The sequence below is a fragment of the Pseudomonas sputi genome (genome assembly GCF_021603585.1).
Taxonomy (GTDB): Bacteria; Pseudomonadota; Gammaproteobacteria; order Pseudomonadales; family Pseudomonadaceae; genus Aquipseudomonas; species Aquipseudomonas sputi.
Genome location: NZ_BQHI01000006.1, coordinates 173023 through 189480, shown reverse-complemented (window position 1 = coordinate 189480; position 16458 = coordinate 173023). Strand labels below are relative to the sequence as shown.

Here is a 16458-nt window from a genome sequence, read left to right as displayed (position 1 = left end):
AGCCTGACACGTTGTTTAACTGTTAATAGATCGGGAGACAAACATGTCTACTGCAGCCGAAGTTCGTCCGCCATTGCCACCGTTCAACCGTGAATCAGCCATTGAAAAAGTTCGCCTGGCCGAGGATGGCTGGAACTCCCGCGACCCGGAGCGCGTGTCGCTGGCCTACACCCTGGACACCAAATGGCGTAACCGCGCCGAGTTCGCCAACAACCGCGAAGAAGCCAAGGGCTTCCTGACCCGCAAATGGGCCAAGGAACTGGATTACCGCCTGATCAAGGAACTCTGGGCCTACTCCGACACCCGCATCGCCGTGCGCTACGCCTACGAATGGCACGACGATTCGGGCAACTGGTTCCGTTCCTACGGCAACGAGAACTGGGAATTCGACGAGCACGGCCTGATGTTCCAGCGTTATGCCTGCATCAACGACATGCCGATCAAGGAAAGCGAACGCAAGTTCCACTGGCCGCTGGGCCGACGCCCGGATGACCATCCGGGGTTGTCCGAACTGGGTCTGTAAAAATGTATCTGCAGGGGCTGCACTCAGCAGCCCCTGCAGTTTCTCAGCTGATCATGTCTGATTGACGAAGATCGTAGATAACCCTTGGATTGGCAAAGGCTCGCTGACAGAGCCGAGACAGGTCGCCGCAACACCTGGAAATGAGTAACATGACGGCCCTCCCCGCAGCCCAGCTCTGCAACCTGCCGAATAAGCCGATTCCATGCCTTTCGAACTCAGTGTTGACCTCACCACCCTGGCCGTTCTGGCCCTTGTCGCTTTCATTGCCGGATTCATCGACGCCATTGCTGGCGGTGGCGGTCTGTTGACCACACCGGCGTTGCTCACCGCCGGTCTGCCGCCGCATCTGGTGCTGGGCACCAACAAGTTGAGTTCGACCTTCGGATCGGCCACCGCCAGTTTCACCTTCTATCGGCGCAAGCTGTTTCATCCCAGGCAGTGGATGCACGCCATCGTCGGCACCCTGGTCGGCGCGCTGACCGGCGCCATTGTCGCCCACTATCTGCCGGCGGAATGGCTGAACAAGATGCTGCCGGTGATCGTCTTCGCTTGCGGCCTGTACCTGTTGTTTGGTGGCACGCCGAAAGCGCCGCTGGACAGCGACGCACCGATCAAGAAGAAATGGCAATCGACCCAGGGCTTCAGCCTCGGTTTCTACGACGGCGTGGCCGGCCCCGGCACTGGTGCGTTCTGGACGGTCAGCAGCCTGTTGCTGTACCCCATCGATCTGGTCAAGGCCAGCGGCGTGGCGCGCAGCATGAACTTCGTCAGCAACATTGCGGCGCTGTCGGTGTTCGTGTTTTCCGGGCAGGTGGACTGGATCATCGGCCTGAGCATGGGCCTGTCGGTGATGGTCGGCGCATTCTTCGGGGCGCGCACCGCGATCAGCGGCGGCGCCAAGTTCATTCGTCCGGTGTTCATCACCGTGGTGTTGGGGTTGACCGTGCGTCTAGCCTGGCAGCACTGGTTCAGCGTGGCCTAAGCGCCGCGCCACGTAGACATCGATCAGGTACCGGGCAATCGATTTTGACGCCGGCAACGGCGGCAAATCGTGCACGTTGAACCACTGGGCGTCTTCGATCTCGTCTTCCTGGCAGACAATCTCGCCACCGGCGTATTCGGCATGGAAGCCGAGCATCATCGAGTGTGGAAACGGCCAGCACTGGCTGCCCATGTACTGAATGTTCTTCACCTCGATCTGCACTTCCTCGCGCACTTCGCGAATCAGGCAATCCTCGGCCGACTCCCCCGGTTCGGCAAACCCGGCCAGCGTGCTGTAGACCCCGGTGACGAAACGCGGTGAGCGCGCCAGCAGGACTTCATCGCCACGGGTCACCAGCACGATCATGCTCGGCGAAATGCGCGGATAACTGCGCAGATCGCAAGGCTGGCAATACATCGCCCGCTCCCGTGGCACCTGGGTCATGGCCTGACCGCAATTGCCGCAGAAACGGTGCTCACGGGCCCAGGTCCCGATTTGCGCCGCGTATCCCAGGACCTTGTAGATCGTGTGATCGCCATCGAGCATGAACGCCCGCAGGCCTTTCCAGTTGCAGCCCGGCACCTCGCTGGCGCTGTGCAGTTCCAGCAGATACACCGGTTCGCCATCGAGGTGACCAATGCCGTGCTCGGCAAGAATCGACAAGTCCTGACGCTTGAGCCATTCCCGGGGGAACAGCGCGCCGTTGTCATCGAACAGGAAACCCTCGGGGCTGCGCGCCACGGCCCAGCCGCCAGGTTGATCGGTGTCCAGTACTGCAGTGGTCCAGCGAGATGTCATGGTTTCTCAATCCAGAAATTCGGGTTTCTGTTTGCTCATATGGGCGGCCATGGCCACGCGCAAGTCGTTGGATTGCAGCATGGCGGCGTTCCAGGTGGCAACGTACTCAAGACCGTCGTCGATGCGATGGTCGCGCATGTAGCTGATCATTTCCTTGGTGCCGGTGACCGCGATCGGCGACTTGCCGGCGATGTCCCGGGCAATGTCCATCACGCCTTCGATCAGGCTGTCCTTGTCGCTGTAGACGCGATTGACCAGACCGATGCTGCGCGCTTCTTCGGCGCCAAAGGTGCGACCGGTGTAAGCCAGCTCACGCAGCATGCCGTCACCGATGATCCGTGGCAACCGTTGCAGGGTGCCGACGTCAGCCGCCATGCCGATGTCGATTTCCTTGATCGAGAACTGCGCGTCTTCGGCGGCGTAGCGCATGTCGCAGGCCGCGATCAGGTCGATGGCGCCGCCCAGGCAGTAACCCTGGATCGCCGCCAGTACCGGTTTGCGGCAATTGTCGACAGCATTGAACGAGGCTTGCAGGGTCAGGATCTTTTTGCGCAACAGGCGCGCGTTGCGGCCCACGTCCTTGCCCAGCTCATTGGCCACACCGGCCAGCATCATCAGGTCGATGCCCGAGGAAAAGTGTTTGCCGGCACCACTGAGCACCACCACCCGCACTTCGTCGGTGTCGTCGATCCACTGGAACACCTCGACGATTTCGCTCCAGAACGCGGCGTTCATCGAGTTGATCTTTTCCGGCCGGTTGATCTGCACATGGGCGATGTTGTCGGCCAGTTCGACGCTGAAGGCGGTGTATTGAGTCATGGCAGAAATCCTTTACCGGGCTGAAGATGAGGCCCGAACTATAACAAGGCATCAGCACGGCGGTTCGGCCAAATGCGGGACTCTAGCCGTTCTTCAGCGCAACGAAGGCAGCGGTCTCGTAAGGCACGGTCACCACCTCCCTGCCCCGCAACTGCGGCTCGCCGGCAATCAGCTCGGCAATCTGCGCATCGATCTTCGCGCGCTGCTGATCGCTCAACGCGGCAATGAAGCTGGTGGATCGCACCCGGTTGAAAATCACATCTTCCGGCGCGCCGGTATGCCCGTGCTGGAAATGCTGCGCCTGTAACGGGCCGAACGCCGGATGGGGAAAAGCCTTGCGCCATTCGCCGGTGTAGAAGCGCGGCGTGTCGCCCTCCAGTGCGTTGACGATGGCGTCCAGTCTGGGCACCCAGTCGATCCGGGTGTCGCGCAGGTTCCAGATCAGGCCCAGCTTGCCGCCCGGTTTGAGGACCCGGGCGATTTCATCCAGGGCTTCGGTACGGGCAAACCAGTGAAAGGCCTGCGCGCACACCACGGCATCCACCGACGCATCGGGCAGCGGCAAATCCGTTGCCGTGCCGCTGACGGCCAACACCTGCGGCCAGGCCAGCGACAGTTTTTCCAGCATCGGCGCCACCGGCTCCACGGCAATCACCTGGGCGCCGGTCGCCACCAGCCGTCCGGTGAACTTGCCGGTGCCGGCACCGAGGTCGATAACCGTCTTGTGGGCATCGAGGCCGACGGTGCCCGTCAGCCATTCGGCGACGGCCGGCGGGTAGTCGGGCCGGCCTTTGACGTAGGTGTCGGCAGCGGTTTTGTAGCCGCTGGCGGCCGAGTGGTGAACCTGATCTTTCATGGCCAAACTCCCAGGGTAGAACTGCAGATCGACAACGAATGCTGACGAGCATAGCGCCGGAAAAAGGGCTTTCCTTTAACAAAGCCTGACAAACCAATGAATAAATGTTCACCCTGCGGTGTTCAAAGTGAAACACGACCCCTTGTGGAGCCTTGCCCATGACTATCCGTTCCGTTATGTTCGCGGCCCCGTTGCTGGTGGCCGCCGCTTTTGCGAGTCCGCTTGCCTTCGCCAATGGTGATGAAGAGGCGCCGGTGCAGAAACCCAACTGCCCCAAAGGCCAGGTGTTCGACACCAAAACGCAGAAGTGCGTAATACAGACCAGCCATCTGGTACCCGACGCCGACCGGACCGATTACGCCTACCGTCTGGCCAAGGCCGGCCGTTACGAAGAGGCCCTGGCCCTGCTCGATACGCTGGAACAACCGAACACCGCCAAGGCTCTCAACTATCGCGGTTACGCCACGCGCAAACTGGGGCGCACCGACGAAGGCATCGGTTATTACCTGCAATCGGTGAAGCTTGATCCGCAGTACGCGCAGGTCCGTGAATACCTGGGCGAGGCTTACGTCATCAAGGGCCGCGTCGATCTGGCGCAGGAACAGTTGCAGCACATCCAGAAGATCTGTGGCACGACCTGCGAGGAATACCGGGACCTGGCCGAAGCCATCAACGATTCATCGAAAACCTGACACGACACGCGGAGGCGAACATTTTCAGCGATCAGGCCTTCAGAGCCGAACTCGGGCAACACCTGGCGCGCCTGTGGCGCTACGGCTTGCTGCTGTCGCGCAACCGGCACGTGGCCGAGGATCTGGTGCAAGCCACCTGCGTGCGGGCGCTGGAACGTTCGGGCCAGTACGTGGCCGGCACGCGCATGGATCGCTGGCTGCTGAGCATCCTGCATTCGATCTGGCTCAACGAAGTGCGCGCCCGTCGGGTGCGCCTGGGCCAGGGCGTGACGGACGCCGACGGTCAGCTGACATTCGATGGCGAATACGCCGCGCAGACTCATGTGATGGCCTCGCAGGTGATCCGCCGGGTCGATGCATTGCCGGAAACCCAGCGCGAAACGGTGTATCTCGCGTACGTCGAGGGCCTGTCCTACCGCGAAGTCGCCGAGATCCTGCAAGTGCCGATCGGCACAGTCATGAGCCGCCTGGCCACCGCGCGCCTGAAACTGGCCGAATACCCGCCGCTGCAAGCGGTCCCGAACAGCCCCGCAGGAGACCGGCAATGAATACGCCTTCCGACGAGCAACTGGTGGCGTATCTGGACGATGAACTGGACCGTGACCAACGCAGCCAGCTCGACAGCCTCATCGCCGACGATCCGCTGCTGAATCTGCGGGTGCAATGGCTTGACCGCAGCAGTCTGCCGTTCAAGGCTGCTTATGACGAACTGGTGCAACAGGCGCCGCTCGATCGCTTGCAGGCTCGGCTTGATGCTGCGCCCTCACCGCAGAAGCCGGGTTTCAGCCGACGCTGGTTCCTCGGTGCGGCCGCAGCCGGTGCGGCGCTCGCGGGGGTGGCGGCAGACCGTTTGTTCCTGACCTGGCAAGCACAGCAAGCGCACAACTGGCGCGCGCGGGTGGGCGATTACATGGCGCTGTATGTGCCGCAGACCCTCGAACACTTGCCCACCGACGAGGCCTCACAATGGGCGCAATTGCGATCCATCGATGCGCGACTGGGCCTGAGCCTTTCGCCCGCCAAGCTGAAACTGCCCGGTGCCGTGTTCAAGCGTGCGCAAATACTCGAATACGACGGCGTACCTATTGCACAGATCGTTTATCGGGACGCCAGATACGGCCCGCTGGCGCTATGCGTGACGCGCTCGAACAGTGGCAGTCTTCCCGTGGAGCAGGAACGTCGACACAAAATGAATGTGGTGTACTGGACCGTCCACGAACATGCGTGGATGTTGATCGGATACAACCCGACATCCGAGCTTCACGGTCTTGCCCGAAACCTGATCAATATTCAACTTTGATCATGTCGAGGGAGAACCAGTCTGCTTTCGGACAGACAATCCGGATGATTTTTATCCCCTCTGCCTCATGCAGCAGGCTTTGTGGCGTGCTGTACGACGTGCCGAGAGACTTGCTTGCAAGCAGGGTTCTGTCCGCAGACAGACACTCCACGAAACTGTCCCCATAGTTGCTGCTTAAATGCCAGAAACTGACGCGGGAGCAGGCATTTTTCAACTCCAGCTCTACGATAACGGGCTCTGGGGGAGAGCTGTCACGACCAATGCTCAACACCTGACCTTCAACCCGTCCGGCGAATGATTGGCCGATATCGGCACGTGGCATGATTGCGCACTCGCCACTGCCCGACACAAAACTGATTCGCAGGTTGGCGGTTTCCATGACGCCCCCCTTCGTCACCGCTTGCGCGGGTGCCTGCTTGAAGTCCTCCAATACCATGGCCGGCAGGCTCAGGACCTGATACTCGCGGGTTTTGAAAACCACGGCGGAGCGCTCGTCGTTATTACCGTCAAATGCCACCTTCAGCTCCAGGACCACCGTGGTTCCCGGCTTGAATTTCAGCAGCAGATCACGCATCAGCGCATTGTCCAGACCGGCGGTTGTTTCCGGCACCGTGACCGGAGCACCCACGGCAATCGTGATCTCATAGTCCCCGTCATCAAGACCGGTCCCGCGCATATGAAACCAGCGTAACTGCCCCACAGCCATCCCAGGCCAAGGTTTGCAGGTTGCCTGAGCGTGCCCGCTGAATGCGCCCAGATCGAGCATTTCATCACCCAGAGCCTGTGGCAACCCCGGGGTTGGCAAGCGCCAATCGGCGTCTTCGATCCTGTGGACGGTGACCTCCCGCTCACCCGATGGCTGCGTGCCTTGCGGCCGCAGCAACTCCCAAGCCAGTTTCATCGTTCGGCCGTGATTGGCCACAAGCACTTCAGGCTTGAGTACGAAATTGGCACGGTGATTCTTGTTGAAGTTGACCGCCTTGAACTCCGGTGAGCCAAGCCCTGGAGCCCCGTTGACCAGCAGACGAGCCTGATCGCCGTCACGGGCCTCGAGGAACTCGACACGAGCGGTCACACCGTCGGGAAAGTCCAATGGATGAAACTGGTAGCCAGTCCCGACGAGGGTTGGAGGCATTAGATCACTGGTGGCGGCACCAATGACGCGGACCGTCAGCGTCGCGGATCGATCCAGCGCCACCCCACCACTTACCCGGGTGTATCGGAATGTCGCCTTGCCGCCCAAAGCGGCAACCAGAGACTCGTTCGGTACGGAGAACGCGTACATGAACGGCTTGTTCTTGACCGTCTCGATCAACGTCAATGACTGCACGTCACCTTCCGCACCCTGGAAGCGGCAGTCCAGATGAATGTCGTCACCTTTCATCCAGTTGCCAGACACGTACACCTGCGCAGTCGCGGGACCGCCGGCAAGCTTGTCCAGGTCGATCGTATCGGGGTCATCTTCGGCGTCGGCAGGGTCTTCACTGACAATCGGCGGGTCGTACCATTGCCCCAAAAGGTTGACGTACAGAGACAACGCGCCCGAGTACGGATTGTCGGTGTCCGGACTATTGCCAACACAATCGGTCACCGTGAACTTCAACGGAAAATCCGCCGCGTCGCCCGCTTCGATGAACGTCGCTTCATTGATCGTGATCACCAATGGCTGTCCGTTATCGACGTCAGCCTGGGTCACAAGCCACGTCAGGATCACGCCGTTGCAATCAAGTTGCACGTTGTCGAAAACTCTCATCAACGGATAGGAAAGCGTGACATCAACGCCTTCCCGTGCGCGTTCGGGATTGACGCCTTCATCGAGTACCCCTTGCTCGACGCTCAGCTTCAGCTCCGAATGACCCTCCTCCTCGGGAAAACGATCCACCAGTCCCGGACGCTTGCTGTGGAGCCAGACCCGCAACGGGTGTGAAGTTTCAATCTCGACGCCGGCTCGTTCCAGGCCGTAATCCAGTGTGTTAAGCCCGTCCTTCCAAAGCTTTGCCTGCACATACAGGACCGCACGCAGGGACTCTTCACCAGTGACAATCGGTTTGGCTGCCACCAGAACACCGTCAATTCGCAAGACAAGCCTGTCATCCGCAACCATACCTGCTGCAGGCTCGATGAACACCTTGACACCCTCGGGATAGAGATAAGTCAGCGCCAACGGCAGTCCGGCATCGACCGGCTGCGGCGCGGACACCGGTTGTTTCATACCGGGAATACGAGGTTGAACAAGTGTAGGGACGGCCATCGTCTTCAGTCCTTTGCCAACGGATCGAAAGGGATTGATCAATGCAGCATCGCGTGGCCGCCATCAGACACCCATGCAGCGAAGGCCACAACTGTCATATGTGACAGGTGTTTTCTCGAAGAAATTGATCAAGAATTGCCGTTGGATTGCGCTCGCCCGATCAAGCGTACGAGGCACGCTGTACTATGCTGGACCAGTGACTTTTCAAGTAAGGATTACCGATGTCGACCACGCCTCGTAGTGCATTGCTGGTCATCGATGTACAGAACGACTTCATTCCCGGCGGCCGACTGCCGGTGCCCGAAGGAGATCGGATAGTGCCGTTGGTCAACGATCTCGCCCTTCAGTTCAAACAGATCGTGATCACACAGGACTGGCACCCTGCCGGCCATGCATCGTTCGCCTCCAGTCATCCCGGCCACAAGCCCTACGACGTGATTCAACTACCCTACGGCGAACAGACCCTCTGGCCGGATCATTGTGTGCAGGCCAGCGGAGGTGCCGAACTCCACCCGGAATTGCACCTGCCCCATGCGCAATTGATCATCCGCAAGGGCTGCAACCCGGACATCGACAGCTATTCGGCGTTTCTGGAAGCGGACCGCGTCACGACCACAGGTCTGGCGGGTTATCTGAAGGAGCGCGGCATCGACACGGTGTACATGGTCGGCCTGGCGCTGGATTTCTGTGTGATGTTTTCCGCACTGGATGCACGGGCGGCGGGGTTCAACACGTTTGTGGTGCTGGATGCGTGTCGAGCGATTGATCTGAATGGATCGCTGGCGGCGGCGATCGAGCGGATGCAAGTGGCCGGCGTTGGCCTGATCCAGTCCACTGAACTGCTTTGACTGGCGCTCACTCCCACCCAACGCACTGATCATTCCCGCGCTCCGCGTGGGAACGAGCGCTAAACGGGGGTTGGCAGCCAAAGCCTGAACCGCGCCCCACCCAACGGCGAACCTTCCACCGTCAAGGCTCCGCCCTGCGCCTCCAGCGCACGACGGCTGATCGCCAGCCCCAGGCCAAACCCGCCAGTCGCCCGGTCGCGGCTGCGATCCAGTCGATAGAATGGTTCGAAAATCCGCTCCCGCTCCTCTTCCGGGATGCCGATCCCGTCGTCATCCACCCAGATCTCACAGCCCTTCGGGCAGACCTGCACGCCGATCTGAATGCGTTTTTCGCAGTAGCGCATGGCATTGCGCAGCAGGTTCTGAATCGCGCGCGCAGTCAGGCGCGGGTCGAGGGAGAAGCGTTCCAGCTGATTGTGCAGCAGCACATCGATGACAATTTCCGGAGATTCCAGCTCTTCGTCGACGCTGCCCAGAATGCTGTCGATGAACTCGTCCAGCGATACTTCGACCTGCTCCGGCAACTTCGCCGGATTCTGCAGGCGACTGTAGGACAGCAACTCCAGCACCAACTCATCGAGTTCGCGGATGTGCGCGACCAGCCCTTGCAGACGTTCGCGGCTGGCTTGCGGCAAGTCGTCGGACAGTGCCAGCGCCAGGCCGAAGTCCAGGCGTGTCAGCGGCGTGCGCAACTCGTGGGACACGGCATTGAGCAGATCCCGTTGCTGATTGAGCAGGTTTTCGATGTCACCGGCCATGGTGTCGAACACGTGGGCCAGGCTGCCGATATTGGAACTCGGGCCGATTTGCGTGCGCTCGCTCAAATGGCCCTTGCCGAAACGTTCGGCGGTGCCCTTGAGGCGTTCCAGATCACGCCAGTGCGGACGAAACCAGAGCAACAGACACGCCAGCAGACTCGCGCCGATCAGCACGTTGATGCTCCAGTACAACAGACTCACGTCCATCGGATCCGGCGGCACCACCATCTGCACCGCCATCTCGTCGTTCAACGGCGTGACCGCCAGCGTGCGCCAGCCCCAGTCGCCCACCCGCACCATATTCTCGCCGCGCCGCAGACGCTCTTGCTCGATAGCGGTGAAGCCAGGGTCATCGATACGGGCCAGAACGATGTGCAGCGGCTGGAAATCCTTGTCCATCGATGCCGCGAGCGCCGGCCACTGATCCTGCGGCACCGCGCGAAACTGCTTGGTGATCAGCGATTGCAGGCCACGGGAATAGTCGAGGTTGTAGGTAACGAATCGCTCCCTGAACGCCATCACCACCAGATCCGGCACCAGATAGATCGCCGCGCTGTAGGAAACGATCGTCACCAGATAGAGGCGAAACAGGATTCTGAACATCGAATCAGCATTCCCACTCGGAGCGGCTGAACAGGTAGCCCTTGCCCCACACGGTCTTGATCTTGCGCGCCTCGCCCGCGTGGTCGTCGAACTTGCGCCGCAGCTTGGAAATCGCCACGTCCACCGAGCGGTCGGTGCCGTTGAACTCGATGCCGCGCAGGCGCTGCAGGATCTGGTCGCGGCTCAGCACTTCTCCAGCATGACGGGCCAGCACCACCAGCAGGTTGTATTCACCGCTGGACAGTTCGACCGGCTGTTCACGCCAGGTCACCGTGCGTTCGGACAGATCGATGCACAGATTGCCCATCAGGATCCGGTCGTTGGCAGTCATCGGTTCAGCGAGGCTGCTGCGCCGTAGCAAAGTCCGGACCCGCGCCAGCAGGACTCGTGGCTCACAGGGTTTGGTGACGTAGTCGTCGGCGCCCATTTCCAGGCCCAGTACTTGATCGTGGCTGTCGTCGCGGGCGGTGAGCATCAGGATTGGCAGCGTTGCCGAGTCGGCGCGCAACAGGCGGCAGACTTGCAAGCCGTCAAGGCCTGGCAGCATCAGGTCAAGAATCACCAGATCCGGCGGATTGAGCCTCGCCCGTTCACGCACATGGTCGCCTCGGCCGATCACGCTGACGGAATAACCGTTGCGTTCGAGGTAACTGGAGATCAGTTCGGCGAGGGCGGTGTCGTCTTCGACCAGGAGGATGTTGGGCATTGATGATCCAGAAAGTGCTGTGGCGACTGGCTTGCCCGCGAAGGCGGCATATCTGTCGCAATAAATTTCAAGGCGTAAAGGATATACGCCCTCACTCGTCCCTGAGCAAAACCCTTACACAATTTCACACAGCGCCTACAAAGCTTCACCGCTAACCTCGGCGACTGTCCGTAGGATGCGCAGATCAATATTGGGGGTTGTACATGTCGAAGAATCTGCTGGCCGGGCTCGGCCTGATCGCATTGGCGCTGACGCTGAGTGCCTGTGATAAATCCTCGAACGCCGAGGAACAGGCACCGCCGGCCACCGTGCGAATCGAAACCCTTGAGGCACACCCCCTGTTGATCAGCAGCGAACTGAGCGGGCGCATTGCCGCGCCGCGGATCGCCGAAGTCCGTGCCCGAGTGGCCGGCGTGGTGCTGCAACGCACTTACCGCGAAGGCAGCGACGTGAAAAAGGGCGACGTGCTGTTCCGCATCGACCCGGCTCCGTTCAAGGCTGACCTCGACAGCGCCGAAGCCGCCCTGCGCAAGGCCGAGGCCAACGCGTTCCAGGCAAAACTGCAGGAGCAGCGCTACGCCCAGTTGATCGACGACAAGGCCATCAGCGCTCAGGACTACGACAATGCCCGCGCCAACGCCCGGCAGACCGCCGCCGACGTTGCAGCCAACAAGGCTGCCGTCGAGCGCGCCAAACTGAACCTCGGTTACGCCACCGTCACTGCGCCGATCTCCGGGCGCATCGGTCGTGCTCTGGTGACAGAGGGCGCGCTGGTCGGTCAGAACGAAACCACACCGCTGGCGCTGATCCAGCAACTGAACCCGATCCACGCCGACCTCACCCAGTCGACCCGTGAATTGAATGAGCTACGCCGGGCCTTCCGTTCCGGGCAGTTGCAGCAGGTTGGCCAGGATGAAGTCAAGGCCACGCTGATCCAGGACGACGGCAGCCTTTATCCGCTGCCGGGCAAATTGCTGTTCAGCGACATCACGGTCGATCCGGGCACCGGTCAGATCATTCTGCGCAGCGAGTTCCCCAACCCGGATCTCGATCTGCTGCCTGGCAGCTACGTGCGTGTGCGTCTGGAACAAGGCGTGATTCAACATGGCCTCACCGTTCCCCAGCGTGCGGTGCAACGTGACAGCGCCGGCGTGGCGCAGGTCCTGACCCTCGACGATCAGATGCGCGTCGCCCAACAGCCGGTGCAACTGGGTGCGGTGCAGAACGACCGCTGGATCGTCACCGGTGGCCTCAAGGCCGGCGACCGCATTGTCATCGAAGGCCTGCAACACGCCCGGCCGGGCGAAGTGGTGCAGATCGACGACACCCCTCTTCCACTTGCCCAGACCTCTGGTCAGTAAGCAGGACGCTCTTCTATGCCGCAGTTCTTTATCGACCGCCCGGTGTTCGCCTGGGTCGTCGCGTTGTTCATCCTGTTGGCCGGTGCGCTGGCCATCCCGCAATTGCCGGTGGCGCAATACCCCGACGTCGCGCCGCCGCAGATCGAAATCTATGCCGTGTACCCGGGCGCCTCGGCGCAGACCGTCGACGAAAGCGTGGTCAGCCTGATCGAGGAAGAGCTCAACGGCGCCGATCACCTGCTGTATTTCGAATCGCAAAGCAGCCTGGGCAGCGCCACGATCAAGGCGACGTTCCAGCCGGGCACCAACCCGGAACTGGCACAAGTCGATGTGCAGAACCGGCTCAAGGTGGTTGAGTCGCGCTTGCCGCAAGCGGTCAATCAGCAAGGTTTGCAGGTGGAAAAAGTCTCCGCCGGTTTCCTGCTGCTGATCACCCTGACCTCCAGCGACGGCAAGCTCGACGACGTGGCGCTCAGCGACTACCTGGCGCGCAACGTGATGAACGAGATCAAGCGCATCGACGGCGTCGGCAAGGCCCAGCTGTACGGCGCCGAGCGGGCGATGCGGATCTGGGTCGATCCGCAGAAGCTGATCGGTTTCAACCTGACGCCGGCCGACGTCAACGCCGCCATCGTCGCGCAGAACGCCCAGGTCTCGGCGGGCAGCATCGGCGATCTGCCGAACCCGAGCACCCAGGAAATCACCGCGACGATTCTGGTCAAAGGTCAGCTTTCGACGCCGGAAGAATTCGCCGACATCGTACTCAAGGCCAATCCGGACGGCTCCACCGTGCGCATCAAGGATGTGGCGCGGGTCGAGATCGGCAGTCAGGAATACCAGTTCGGCACCCGTCTGAACGGCAAGCCGTCCACCGCCGTCGGCGTGCAACTGTCGCCCGGCGCCAACGCGCTCAGCACCGCAACCTTGATCCGGGCGAAGATGGATGAACTGTCGCGCTATTTCCCGGCGGGCGTGGAATACAAGATCCCCTACGACACTTCGCCGTTCGTGAAGGTCTCGATCACCAAAGTGATCTACACCCTCGGCGAGGCGATGTTGCTGGTGTTTGCGGTGATGTTCCTGTTCCTGCAGAACATCCGCTACACGCTTATCCCGACGCTGGTGGTGCCGGTGGCGCTGATGGGCACCTTCGCCACCATGTTGGCACTGGGATTCTCGATCAACGTGCTGACCATGTTCGGCATGGTGCTGGCCATCGGCATTCTGGTGGACGACGCCATCGTGGTGGTGGAAAACGTCGAGCGGATCATGGCCACCGAAGGCCTGTCGCCCAAAGAAGCGACGCGCAAGGCGATGAGCCAGATCACCGGAGCGATCATCGGCATCACGCTGGTGCTGGTCGCGGTGTTCATTCCGATGGCGTTCATGCAGGGTTCGGTCGGTGTCATCTACCGCCAGTTCTCACTGTCGATGGCCACCTCGATCCTGTTCTCGGCGTTCCTCGCCCTGACCCTGACCCCGGCGCTGTGCGCCACCTTGCTCAAGCCGATCGCCAAGGGTGAACACCACGAGAAATCCGGGTTCTTCGGCTGGTTCAACCGCCGCTTCGAGCAACTGAGCGATCGTTATCAGGGCTGGGTTGGTCATGCGCTGAAACGCACCGGTCGTTATCTGCTGATCTACGTTGTGTTGCTGGTCGGACTGGGCCTGTGCTTCGCGCGCCTGCCCTCCTCGTTCCTGCCGGTCGAGGACCAGGGTTACACCATCACCGACATTCAACTGCCACCCGGTGCGAGCAAGAACCGCACGGTGCAGGTGGTCGAGCAGATCGAAGCGCACAACGCCGGCGAACCAGGCGTGGGCGACAGCACCGTGATTCTCGGTTTCAGCTTCTCCGGTAGCGGGCAGAACGCGGCGTTGGCGTTCACCACACTCAAGGACTGGTCGCAGCGTGGCAGCGACGACTCGGCCAGCTCGATTGCCGACCGCGCCAACATCGCCCTCAGCCAGATCAAGGACGCCGTGGCCTTCGCCGTGCTGCCGCCGCCGGTGGATGGTCTCGGCACGTCCAGCGGCTTCGAGTTCCGCCTGCAGGATCGCGGCGGCCTCGGCCATGCGACCTTGATGGAAGCCCGTACCCAGCTGCTGGCCGCTGCCGAGAAAAGCCCGATCCTGATGAACGTCCGTGAAAGCGCACTGGCCGAAGCGCCACAAGTGCAGTTGGAAGTGGACCGTAAACAGGCCAATGCCCTGGGTGTTGCCTTTGCCGATGTCGGCAACGTGTTGTCCACTGCCATCGGCTCTGCGTACGTCAACGACTTCCCTAATCAGGGGCGGATGCAACGGGTTGTTGTGCAGGCTGAAGGTGACCGTCGCAGTCAGGTCGATGACTTGTTGAAGATGCACGTACGCAACGATGCCGGGCAGATGGTGCCGCTGTCGGCGTTCGTCAGAGCCACATGGACCCAGGGCCCGGCGCAGCTGACCCGCTACAACGGCTACCCGGCGATCTCGATTTCCGGCGAGCCGAAGCCCGGCCACAGCACCGGCGAAGCCATGGCGGAGATTGAAAGGCTGGTGGCCCAGGGGCCGAAAGGTCTGGGTCAGGAATGGACTGGTCTGTCGTTGCAGGAACGTTTGTCCGGCAGCCAGGCGCCGATCCTGCTCGGGTTGTCGCTGCTGATCGTGTTCCTGTGTCTGGCGGCGCTGTACGAGAGCTGGTCGATTCCAACATCGGTGTTGTTGGTTGTACCGCTGGGCGTACTCGGCGCAGTGCTGGCAGTGACCTTGCGCGGGATGCCCAACGATGTGTTCTTCAAGGTCGGACTGATCACCATCATCGGTCTGTCGGCGAAGAACGCGATTCTGATCATCGAGTTTGCCAAGAGCCTGTATGACGAAGGTCATGATTTGATTGACGCCACGCTGCAAGCGGCACGCCTGCGTTTGCGGCCGATTGTCATGACCTCGCTGGCGTTCATTCTGGGCGTGGTGCCGCTGGCGATCGCCACGGGCGCCAGTTCCGCGAGTCAGCAGGCGATCGGGACCGGGGTGATTGGCGGGATGATTACGGCCACATTGGCGGTGATTTTTGTGCCGGTGTTCTTCGTTGTCGTGATCAAACTTGTACGCAGGTTTGCCAAACCCCAGTGATCCCGACTGAGGGAGCGGGCTCGCTCCCTCAGGGTTTTGCAAACATCCGGCGTTGTGGCCACACCTGCCAGCGCTGGGCTAAGGTGTCTGCACACCCTGGCCCATCGAGTTCCCATGCGCTTCCTCGCCCGCACCCACCCTCGCCTCTCCGCTGCCGCGTTATTCGGACTCGCCGTCGGCCTGCTGGCCCCGGCCGACTCCGTCATCAGCAAAATCCTCATCGGCTGGAACACCGGCGTCTGGACCTATCTGATCCTGATGTTCTGGCTGACAGCCCGGGCAAAAGCGCCGGACGTCAGGCGCATCGCCGAAGTCGAGGACGAGAACGCCGGACTGGTGTTGTTCGTGGTGTGTATCGCAGCGCTGGCCAGTCTGGCAGCCATTACCCTGGAACTGGTCGGCAGCAAGGATCTGCAAACTTCCCACAAGCTCCTGCACTACGGCTTTACCGCGTTGACGGTGATTGGCTCATGGTTGCTGATCGGGGTCATTTTCAGCGTCCACTACGCCAGGCTGTTTTATACCTGGGACGGCAAGGAGCCGGCGCTGCGCTTTGCCGAAGGCCTGACAACACCCAACTATTGGGACTTTCTGTACTTCTCGTTCACCATCGGCGTGGCCGTGCAGACGGCGGATGTTGGCGTCGCCACGCGGGAAATACGCAAGATCGTGCTGGCACAGTCGTTGATCGGGTTTGTGTTCAATACGGCCATCCTCGGGTTTTCGATCAATATCGCAGCCGGGTTGTTCGGCTGAAGTCGGCGATCACACCCGAGCGCCATTAGTCGGCGACTTACGAATGTCTCCCGATCATTCACTTGACGATCGAATCGCTTCTGGTGTTTCC

At 61.1% G+C, this 16458-nt stretch carries 15 protein-coding genes; 9 read left to right on the top strand and 6 right to left on the bottom strand.

Translation table 11 applies throughout. The annotated features are described in order from the left end of the window. Positions 1–43 precede the first annotated feature (43 nt). On the top strand, positions 44–523 hold the full coding sequence (locus L6D81_RS11270; RefSeq protein ID WP_007951263.1) for a nuclear transport factor 2 family protein: 480 nt from the start codon (positions 44–46) through the stop codon (positions 521–523). 202 nt (positions 524–725) lie between these two features. Next, complete coding sequence (locus tag L6D81_RS11265) at positions 726–1505, top strand: TSUP family transporter (RefSeq protein WP_027611974.1); 780 nt, start codon at positions 726–728, stop codon at positions 1503–1505. Here the strand turns inward: L6D81_RS11265 and nudC are convergent. From nudC to L6D81_RS11250, 3 genes are all read right to left on the bottom strand, one after another. Continuing rightward, the gene (nudC, locus tag L6D81_RS11260) at positions 1473–2303 is read right to left on the bottom strand and encodes an NAD(+) diphosphatase (RefSeq protein ID WP_236179235.1); all 831 of its coding nucleotides are present in this window, start codon (positions 2301–2303) and stop codon (positions 1473–1475) included. The genes L6D81_RS11265 and nudC overlap by 33 nt on opposite strands. A gap of 6 nt (positions 2304–2309) precedes the next feature. Then, on the bottom strand, positions 2310–3122 hold the full coding sequence (locus tag L6D81_RS11255; RefSeq protein WP_085745575.1) for a crotonase/enoyl-CoA hydratase family protein: 813 nt from the start codon (positions 3120–3122) through the stop codon (positions 2310–2312). An 82-nt stretch (positions 3123–3204) separates the two neighbouring features. Continuing rightward, positions 3205–3978 (bottom strand): class I SAM-dependent methyltransferase, encoded by a 774-nt coding sequence (locus L6D81_RS11250; protein ID WP_236179233.1) that lies wholly within the window; start codon positions 3976–3978, stop codon positions 3205–3207. 158 nt (positions 3979–4136) lie between these two features. Here L6D81_RS11250 and L6D81_RS11245 point away from each other — a divergent pair, with 158 nt between their 5' ends. The 3 genes from L6D81_RS11245 to L6D81_RS11235 all read left to right on the top strand — a co-directional run bounded on the left by L6D81_RS11245 (position 4137) and on the right by L6D81_RS11235 (position 5970). Beyond that, the gene (locus L6D81_RS11245; RefSeq protein ID WP_236179226.1) at positions 4137–4670 is read left to right on the top strand and encodes a tetratricopeptide repeat protein; all 534 of its coding nucleotides are present in this window, start codon (positions 4137–4139) and stop codon (positions 4668–4670) included. A 62-nt stretch (positions 4671–4732) separates the two neighbouring features. Further along, complete coding sequence (locus L6D81_RS11240; RefSeq protein WP_373874302.1) at positions 4733–5218, top strand: RNA polymerase sigma factor; 486 nt, start codon at positions 4733–4735, stop codon at positions 5216–5218. Next, entirely contained in the window at positions 5215–5970 is a 756-nt protein-coding gene (locus tag L6D81_RS11235; RefSeq protein ID WP_236179224.1) for an anti-sigma factor family protein, read from the top strand. Before L6D81_RS11240 ends, L6D81_RS11235 begins: the two co-directional genes overlap by 4 nt. Here the strand turns inward: L6D81_RS11235 and L6D81_RS11230 are convergent. Next, entirely contained in the window at positions 5954–8221 is a 2268-nt protein-coding gene (locus L6D81_RS11230; protein ID WP_236179217.1) for a hypothetical protein, read from the bottom strand. The two genes, L6D81_RS11235 and L6D81_RS11230, sit on opposite strands and share 17 nt — an antisense overlap. 221 nt (positions 8222–8442) lie before the next feature. Between L6D81_RS11230 and pncA the strand changes: the two genes are divergently transcribed. Beyond that, on the top strand, positions 8443–9069 hold the full coding sequence (gene pncA, locus L6D81_RS11225) for a bifunctional nicotinamidase/pyrazinamidase (protein WP_236179204.1): 627 nt from the start codon (positions 8443–8445) through the stop codon (positions 9067–9069). Positions 9070–9128: 59 nt separating this feature from the next. Here pncA and L6D81_RS11220 read toward each other — a convergent pair whose 3' ends face one another. Beyond that, positions 9129–10430: an ATP-binding protein gene (locus L6D81_RS11220; RefSeq protein ID WP_236179201.1), complete on the bottom strand. Its 1302-nt coding sequence runs from the start codon at positions 10428–10430 to the stop codon at positions 9129–9131. Positions 10431–10434: 4 nt separating this feature from the next. Then, positions 10435–11136, bottom strand: coding sequence for a response regulator (locus L6D81_RS11215; RefSeq protein WP_236179191.1), 702 nt, complete (start codon positions 11134–11136; stop codon positions 10435–10437). A 203-nt stretch (positions 11137–11339) separates the two neighbouring features. Between L6D81_RS11215 and L6D81_RS11210 the strand changes: the two genes are divergently transcribed. From L6D81_RS11210 to L6D81_RS11200, 3 genes are all read left to right on the top strand, one after another. Then, positions 11340–12497 carry an efflux RND transporter periplasmic adaptor subunit gene (locus L6D81_RS11210; RefSeq protein WP_236179184.1) on the top strand — a complete coding sequence of 386 codons (1158 nt, stop codon included), beginning with the start codon at positions 11340–11342 and terminating at the stop codon, positions 12495–12497. Positions 12498–12512: 15 nt separating this feature from the next. Continuing rightward, positions 12513–15611: an efflux RND transporter permease subunit gene (locus L6D81_RS11205; protein WP_236179157.1), complete on the top strand. Its 3099-nt coding sequence runs from the start codon at positions 12513–12515 to the stop codon at positions 15609–15611. Positions 15612–15725: 114 nt separating this feature from the next. After that, complete coding sequence (locus L6D81_RS11200) at positions 15726–16367, top strand: DUF1345 domain-containing protein (protein ID WP_236179151.1); 642 nt, start codon at positions 15726–15728, stop codon at positions 16365–16367. The last annotated feature ends 91 nt before the right edge of the window (positions 16368–16458 follow it).

Bases quoted from the DNA above. Each gene is read 5' to 3' on its own strand.
- L6D81_RS11220 (WP_236179201.1), bottom strand. From the start codon at position 10,430: ATGTTCAGAATCCTGTTTCGCCTCTATCTGGTGACGATCGTTTCCTAC.
- L6D81_RS11205 (WP_236179157.1), top strand. From the start codon at position 12,513: ATGCCGCAGTTCTTTATCGACCGCCCGGTGTTCGCCTGGGTCGTCGCG.
- L6D81_RS11255 (WP_085745575.1), bottom strand. From the start codon at position 3,122: ATGACTCAATACACCGCCTTCAGCGTCGAACTGGCCGACAACATCGCC.
- L6D81_RS11200 (WP_236179151.1), top strand. From the start codon at position 15,726: ATGCGCTTCCTCGCCCGCACCCACCCTCGCCTCTCCGCTGCCGCGTTA.
- L6D81_RS11250 (WP_236179233.1), bottom strand. From the start codon at position 3,978: ATGAAAGATCAGGTTCACCACTCGGCCGCCAGCGGCTACAAAACCGCT.
- nudC (WP_236179235.1), bottom strand. From the start codon at position 2,303: ATGACATCTCGCTGGACCACTGCAGTACTGGACACCGATCAACCTGGC.
- L6D81_RS11215 (WP_236179191.1), bottom strand. From the start codon at position 11,136: ATGCCCAACATCCTCCTGGTCGAAGACGACACCGCCCTCGCCGAACTG.
- L6D81_RS11265 (WP_027611974.1), top strand. From the start codon at position 726: ATGCCTTTCGAACTCAGTGTTGACCTCACCACCCTGGCCGTTCTGGCC.
- L6D81_RS11230 (WP_236179217.1), bottom strand. From the start codon at position 8,221: ATGGCCGTCCCTACACTTGTTCAACCTCGTATTCCCGGTATGAAACAA.
- L6D81_RS11210 (WP_236179184.1), top strand. From the start codon at position 11,340: ATGTCGAAGAATCTGCTGGCCGGGCTCGGCCTGATCGCATTGGCGCTG.
- pncA (WP_236179204.1), top strand. From the start codon at position 8,443: ATGTCGACCACGCCTCGTAGTGCATTGCTGGTCATCGATGTACAGAAC.
- L6D81_RS11270 (WP_007951263.1), top strand. From the start codon at position 44: ATGTCTACTGCAGCCGAAGTTCGTCCGCCATTGCCACCGTTCAACCGT.
- L6D81_RS11235 (WP_236179224.1), top strand. From the start codon at position 5,215: ATGAATACGCCTTCCGACGAGCAACTGGTGGCGTATCTGGACGATGAA.
- L6D81_RS11245 (WP_236179226.1), top strand. From the start codon at position 4,137: ATGACTATCCGTTCCGTTATGTTCGCGGCCCCGTTGCTGGTGGCCGCC.